At 65.4% G+C, this 6,743-nt stretch carries 7 protein-coding genes; 3 read left to right on the top strand and 4 right to left on the bottom strand.

What is annotated here, in order from left to right:
* Positions 1-60: 60 nt before the first annotated feature.
* The 3 genes from ACFE99_RS20910 to ACFE99_RS20900 are packed head-to-tail and all read right to left on the bottom strand — an operon-like array spanning position 61 to position 1,465.
* Positions 61-855, bottom strand: coding sequence for an MBL fold metallo-hydrolase (locus tag ACFE99_RS20910; RefSeq protein WP_375488319.1), 795 nt, complete (start codon positions 853-855; stop codon positions 61-63).
* Positions 852-1,307, bottom strand: coding sequence for a RidA family protein (locus ACFE99_RS20905; protein ID WP_375488318.1), 456 nt, complete (start codon positions 1,305-1,307; stop codon positions 852-854). Before ACFE99_RS20905 ends, ACFE99_RS20910 begins: the two co-directional genes overlap by 4 nt.
* The gene (locus tag ACFE99_RS20900; protein ID WP_375488317.1) at positions 1,304-1,465 is read right to left on the bottom strand and encodes a hypothetical protein; all 162 of its coding nucleotides are present in this window, start codon (positions 1,463-1,465) and stop codon (positions 1,304-1,306) included. The genes ACFE99_RS20905 and ACFE99_RS20900 overlap by 4 nt, the downstream gene beginning before the upstream one ends.
* 47 nt (positions 1,466-1,512) lie before the next feature.
* Here ACFE99_RS20900 and ACFE99_RS20895 point away from each other — a divergent pair, with 47 nt between their 5' ends.
* Positions 1,513-2,535, top strand: coding sequence for an ArsA-related P-loop ATPase (locus ACFE99_RS20895; RefSeq protein ID WP_375488316.1), 1,023 nt, complete (start codon positions 1,513-1,515; stop codon positions 2,533-2,535).
* Positions 2,532-3,683 carry an ArsA family ATPase gene (locus tag ACFE99_RS20890; RefSeq protein ID WP_375488315.1) on the top strand — a complete coding sequence of 384 codons (1,152 nt, stop codon included), beginning with the start codon at positions 2,532-2,534 and terminating at the stop codon, positions 3,681-3,683. The genes ACFE99_RS20895 and ACFE99_RS20890 overlap by 4 nt, the downstream gene beginning before the upstream one ends.
* 19 nt (positions 3,684-3,702) lie before the next feature.
* On the opposite strand, the gene ACFE99_RS20885 is transcribed toward ACFE99_RS20890, so the two are convergent.
* Positions 3,703-4,056, bottom strand: a complete 354-nt coding sequence (locus ACFE99_RS20885) for a WhiB family transcriptional regulator (RefSeq protein ID WP_375488314.1) — start codon at positions 4,054-4,056, stop codon at positions 3,703-3,705.
* 335 nt (positions 4,057-4,391) lie between these two features.
* On the opposite strand from ACFE99_RS20885, the gene ponA2 reads away from it, so the two are divergent.
* Positions 4,392-6,743, top strand: a 2,352-nt coding sequence (gene ponA2 / locus ACFE99_RS20880; RefSeq protein WP_375488313.1) for a transglycosylase/D,D-transpeptidase PonA2, incomplete at its 3' end; no start/stop codon positions are given.

The following is a 6,743-nucleotide window of genomic DNA, read 5'->3' as shown; positions in this document are numbered from 1 at the left end:
TTGCAGCGATCACTTGAGTCTGAGCCGTATTGGCTCGCAATGGTTTAAGTCTCGTGACCTTCAGCGCCGCAGGTAATTCAGCTGCGCCTGCACGGACCACTCGGCGGCGTCCCAGAGATCCTCGCTGACGTCGGTGTAGACGTGTTCGACGATCTGGCGCGCGGTGGCGTCGTCGCCGAGATCGGCAAGCGCCGAGCGGACCTGATCCAGTCGCTGGTCACGGTGCGCCAGGTATTCCGACGCGACCGAGGCCAAGTCAGGCAGTTCCGGCCCGTGGCCGGGCAGCACGGTCCGCCGCCCCAGGGTGCGCAGCCGACGCAAAGACTCGAGATAGTCACCCAGGTCGCCGTCTTCGGTGTCGATGACGGTGGTGCCGCGGCCCAGCACGGTGTCACCGGTCAGTACGGCGTCGGCGAGCACGAACGACAGCGAATCGGCGGTATGGCCCGGTGTGCCCAGCACGGTGATCGTCAGCCCGGCGGCATCGATCACGTCGCCATCGGTCAAATGGCCGCCGAGGCCGCGCAAAAACCCGCTGCCCACGGACCGCACCGGCGCGCCGGTCGCATCGACCAGCTTGTCGATGCCGTCGGTGTGATCGCCGTGCCGATGGCTGATCAGCACCAGTGCGATGCGGCCCAGCGCGGCGACCCGGGCGATGTGCTCATCGTCGTCGGGACCGGGATCGACGACCACCAACTCGTCGCTGCCCGGACCGCGCAGCACCCAGGTATTGGTGCCCTCCAGCGTGAGCAACCCGGGATTGTCGGCCAGCAGCACCGACGCCGTCTCGGTGACCGGTCGCAGCCGGCCGTACGCGGGATGGGTCAGCGCCTCGCCGGCCACCGCCGTCACCCGACCTCGACAACCAACTCGATTTCGACCGGCGCGTCCAGCGGCAGCTCCGATACGCCGACCGCCGAACGCGCATGCGCCCCGTTATCGCCGAACACTTCGCATAGCAGCTCCGAAGCCCCGTTGACCACGCCGGGTTGGCCATGGAATCCGGGTGCCGATGCGACGAAGCCGACCAGCTTGACCACTCGGGTCACCGCGTCGATGCCGACCAGAGAATCTATTGCCGCCAGCGCGTTGAGCACACACAACCGTGCCAGGGCGTTGGCTTGCTCGGGGGTGACCTGGGTGCCGACCTTGCCGGCCCCCGCCAGTTTCCCGGCCCGCATCGGCAGCTGACCTGCCGTGAAGACGAGGTTGCCGGTGCGCACCGCCGGGACGTATGAAGCCAGCGGCCGTGCTACTTCCGGCAGCGTGATGCCGAGCTCTTCGAGCCGGGCGGAAGCGGTCACTTTGGGCGCTTCAGATAGGCGACATGCTGCTCGCCGGTAGGCCCGGGCAGCACGGAAACCAGCTCCCATCCGTCGGCGCCCCACTGGTCGAGGATTTGCTTGGTGGCGTGTGTCAACAGTGGAACGGTGACGTACTCCCATGCGGTCGGTCGCGTCATAGATCGAGCTTATCGGTCGGGTTGCGGCGGCTTCGGGCTAGCATGCGGTGGTGGCGAGCACACCAACCGGCGGGCGTTCACTCGGCTGGCCATCGCGGCTGGAGAAGGCGCGCTTGCACTTCGTGACCGGTAAGGGCGGTACGGGCAAGTCGACGATTGCCGCGGCGCTGGCGTTGACGCTGGCTTCCGGCGGACGCAAGGTGCTTCTGGTGGAAGTCGAAGGGCGCCAAGGGATTGCGCAACTGTTCGACGTTCCGCCGCTGCCCTATCAGGAGGTCAAGATCGCGACCGCCGAACACGGCGGCCAAGTCAACGCGCTCGCGATCGACATCGAGGCCGCGTTCCTGGAATACCTCGACATGTTCTACAACCTCGGCATCGCCGGCCGGGCGATGCGGCGCATCGGGGCTATCGAGTTCGCCACGACGATCGCGCCCGGTCTGCGCGACGTGCTGCTCACCGGAAAGATCAAAGAGTCGGCGGTTCGGGTCGACAAAAATCGCCAACCGGTCTATGACGCGGTGGTCGTCGACTCGCCGCCCACCGGGCGCATCGCGCGATTCCTCGACGTCACCAAGGCCGTCGCCGATCTCGCCAAGGGCGGCCCGGTGTATTCGCAAAGTGAGGGTGTGGTGAGGCTGCTGCACTCCGATCAGACGGTCATCCATCTGGTCACATTGCTCGAAGCGCTGCCGATCCAGGAAACGTTGGAAGCGATCGACGAGCTGAGCCAGCTGAACTTGCCCATCGGCAGCGTGATCGTCAACCGCAACATCCCGGCCTACCTCGAGCCGGATGACTTGGCCAAGGCCGCCGAGGGTGTTATCGACGCCGACGCAGTGCGGGCCGGTTTGGCCAGGGCGGGAATCCAGCTGAAGGACGTCGACTTCGCCGGCTTGCTCACCGAGACCATCCAGCACGCCATCCGCATCACAGCGCGCGCCGAGAGCGCAGAACAGCTCGACGAACTCAACGTGCCGCGGTTGGAGTTGCCCACCATCGCCGACGGCGTTGATCTCGGCAGTCTGTACGAACTCTCGGAAAGCCTTGCCAGACAGGGGGTTCGATGAGCGTTAAGCCGCCCACCTTGGATATCGGCGCCATCCTGGCCGACACCACCAATCGGGTCGTTGTCTGCTGTGGGGCCGGCGGTGTCGGCAAGACCACCACCGCCGCCTCGATGGCGCTGCGGGCGGCTGAGTACGGCCGCACCGTGGTGGTGCTGACCATCGATCCCGCCAAGCGATTGGCACAAGCGCTGGGGATCCACGATCTTGGCAATTCGCCGCAACGTGTTCCGCTGGCTCCAGAAGTGCCGGGCGAGCTGTACGCGATGATGCTCGACATGCGCCGCACCTTCGACGAGATGGTAGTCCAGTATTCCGGACCTGAACGCGCACAAACGATTCTGGACAACCAGTTCTATCAGACCGTCGCCACGTCGCTCGCAGGAACCCAGGAGTACATGGCGATGGAGAAGCTCGGTCAGCTGTTGAGCCAGGATCGTTGGGACCTGGTGGTGGTCGACACTCCCCCGTCGCGCAATGCGCTGGACTTCCTCGACGCGCCAAAACGGTTGGGCAGCTTCATGGATAGCCGACTGTGGCGGCTGCTGCTCGCACCGGGACGGGGGATCGGGAGACTGGTCACCGGGGTGGTCGGCCTCGCCATGAAGGCCATGTCCACCATCCTTGGTTCCCAAATGCTTTCGGACGCAGCAGCTTTCGTTCAATCCTTGGATGCAACGTTCGGTGGCTTTCGGGAGAAGGCGGACCGCACCTATGCGCTGCTGAAACGACGGGGCACCCAGTTCGTGGTGGTGTCGGCGGCCGAACCGGACGCACTGCGTGAAGCGGCATTCTTCGTCGACCGGCTGTCGCGGGAACAGATGCCGCTGGCCGGGCTCATCTTGAACCGCACCCATCCGATGTTGAGCGCACTACCGGCCGAGCGCGCCGTCGATGGCACAGAAACGTTGGAGGCAGCCGAACCCGATGACTCCACTGCGTTGGCCACCGCAGTGCTGCGAATCCACGCTGAGCGCGCGGTGATCGCCAAAAGGGAGATCCGGTTGTTGTCCCGATTCACCGGAGCCCATCCGCACGTGCCGATCATCGGCGTGCCGTCGCTGCCGTTCGAGGTCTCGGACCTCGAGGCGCTGCGCGCACTCGCCGACCAGATGACGTCGGTCGATGCGGACCGGGCTACCGCCGGCTAGCGCGGCTGCGAGAACAAACTTAGCCAGCGTTGCGGTGCTTGCGCTGGGCAGCGAAGAACTCTGCCCACGACACCACCTCGGGGTGTTGCTTCAAAAGGGCACGACGCTGGCGTTCGGTCATCCCGCCCCAGACCCCGAACTCGACGCGGTTGTCCAGGGCATCGGCCCCGCACTCCAGCATCACCGGGCAGTGGCGGCAGATCACCGCCGCCTTGCGCTGGGCTGCACCACGGACAAACAGTTCGTCGGGGTCGGCCGCGCGACATAAAGCCTTGGATACCCAGGCGATGCGGGACTCGGCCTCAGTGTTGCGGACAGTGTTATGTGCGGGTGCTGTGCTCGTCTTGCGCGCAGCGGACCGTGTAGCTGACACCAGCGCTCCCTTCCCTCCGGCCGTCGCGTTTTGACGACCGCCACCACCTGGTGCGGCCAGAATGCGATCTACGCCACACTATGGACGTCGGTGTTACCTGTATCTCACCGTGTGTCTAAGTTAGGTGGTCAGGTGTCGTTTGCGCAACAGTCCAATATCACCTTTTTTGGGACGGCCGTGCCGTCCGATCATGAAGGAGGCGCAAAGAGGCTCGTGGATAGGCCGACCTTGAGCCGACCAGTGACGCCGGACGACAATATCGGCAAGGCTGCCGGCAGCCGGGCGCAGAGCCGGTGCCGGCGGGCTTACCCGGAACCGTCGCTACTGTAGTACCCATGTCGGAGCGCCCTTCGACCGGCATCACGGTCCTCAAGCTGGCCGGATGCTGCCTGCTGGCCGCCGTCGTCGTCGCGGCGTTCCTGTTCCCGATCGCCGGCGGCATCGGTTTGATGTCCAACCGGGCTTCTGAGGTCGTCGCCAACGGTTCTGCCCAGCTTGTCCAGGGCGACGTGCCCGCGGTGACCACCATGGTGGACGCGAAGGGCAATACCATCGCGTGGCTGTACTCGCAGCGCCGGTTCGAGGTGCCCAGCGACAAAATCGCCAACACGATGAAGCTGGCAATCGTCTCGATTGAGGACAAGCGGTTTGCCGAACACAACGGTGTCGACTGGAAGGGCACGCTGACCGGTCTGGCAGGTTATGCGTCCGGCGACGTCGACACCCGTGGTGGCTCGACGATCGAGCAGCAGTACGTCAAGAACTACCAGTTGTTGGTGCTCGCCCAGACCGACGCCGAGAAACGCGCGGCCGTGGAGACCACGCCGGCGCGCAAGCTGCGCGAAATCCGGATGGCGCTGACGTTGGACAAGACGTTTTCCAAGCCGGAGATCTTGACCCGGTATCTGAACCTGGTCTCGTTTGGCAATGGAGCGTTCGGTGTCCAAGACGCCGCCCAGACGTATTTCGGCGTCAATGCCTCCGAGCTGAACTGGCAGCAGGCTGCGCTGCTGGCCGGGCTGGTGCAGTCCACGAGCACACTCAACCCGTACACCAACCCAGAAGGGGCGCTGGCTCGCCGAAACCTGGTGTTGGACACCATGATCGAGAACCTGCCGCAAGAGGCTGACGCATTGCGCGCCGCCAAGGCGCAGCCGCTGGGGATTTTGCCGCAACCCAACGAGCTGCCCAGGGGCTGCATCGCGGCCGGGGATCGCGCCTTCTTCTGCGACTACGTGCAGGCGTATCTGGCGCGGGCCGGCATCAGCAAGGAGCAAGTCGCCAGGGGTGGCTATCTGATCCGCACCACGCTGGACCCCGAGGTGCAGAGTTCGGTCAAGCAGGCGATCGACAGCATCGCGAGCCCGGATCTCAACGGTATTGCCAGCGTGATGAGCGTCATCCGGCCCGGGAAGGACTCGCACAAGGTGCTGGCGATGGCCAGCAACCGCCGATACGGGCTGAACACCGAGGCCGGCGAAACCATGCGGCCCCAGCCGTTCTCGCTCGTCGGCGACGGGGCCGGGTCGATCTTCAAGATCTTCACCACCGCCGCCGCGATGGAGATGGGCATGGGCATCAACACCCAACTGGAGGTGCCGGGCAGCTTCCAGGCCAAGGGCTTGGGAAGCGGTGGTGCCAAGGGCTGCCCGAAGGAAACCTGGTGCGTGGTCAACGCCGGCAGTTACCGGGGCTCGATGAATGTGACCGACGCGCTGGCCACGTCGCCGAACACCGCGTTCGCCAAGCTCATCTCCCAGATCGGGGTTCCGCGCGCGGTCGACATGGCGGTCCGACTCGGGCTGCGGTCCTACGCCGACCCGGGCACCGCCCGCGACTACGATCCCGACAGCAATGAAAGCCTCGCCGACTTCATCAAACGGCAGAACATCGGCTCGTTCACGCTCGGCCCGTTCGAGCTGAACGCGCTGGAGTTGTCGAACGTCGCGGCGACGCTGGCGTCGGGCGGCAAGTGGTGCCCCCCGAGCCCGATCGACAAGGTTATCGACCGGGACGGCAATGAGGTGGCCGTCAACACCGAGCCGTGCGATCAGGTGGTGCCTGAAGGGCTGGCCAACACGCTGGCCAACGCGTTGAGCAAGGACAGCCAGGGCGGGGGCACCGCTGCGGGTTCGGCCGCTGCGGCGGGCTGGAACCTGCCGATGTCCGGCAAGACCGGCACCACCGAAGCCCACCGGTCGTCGGGCTTCGTTGGCTTCACGAACCAGTACGCGGCAGCCAACTACATCTACGACGATTCCAGTTCACCGTCGGACCTGTGCTCCTTCCCGCTGCGACGCTGCGGCAACGGCGATCTGTTCGGTGGTAACGAGCCGGCCCGCACCTGGTTTACCGCGATGAAGCCGATCGCGACCAAATTCGGCGACGTGAAACTGCCGCCGATCGATCCCCACTACGTCGACGGCGGTCCCGGCTCACGGGTACCCAGTGTCGCGGGTCTGGACGTGGAAGAGGCACGCCAGCGTCTGAAAGAGGCCGGGTTCCAGGTCGCCGACCAGCCCACCCCCATCAACAGCAGTGCAAAGTACGGCGAAGTGGTCGGCACCTCGCCGAGCGGGCAGACCATCCCCGGTTCGGTTATCACCATCCAGACCAGCAACGGCATCCCCCCGGCCCCGCCTCCGCCGGAAAACGGTCCGCCGCCAGTCGGCTCGACAACCGTGGAG

The organism is uncultured Mycobacterium sp., from assembly GCF_964249325.1.
Taxonomy (GTDB): domain Bacteria; phylum Actinomycetota; class Actinomycetes; order Mycobacteriales; family Mycobacteriaceae; genus Mycobacterium.
Note: the sequence above shows the minus strand (reverse complement) of the source record. Positions and strands in the feature narration are given on the sequence as shown.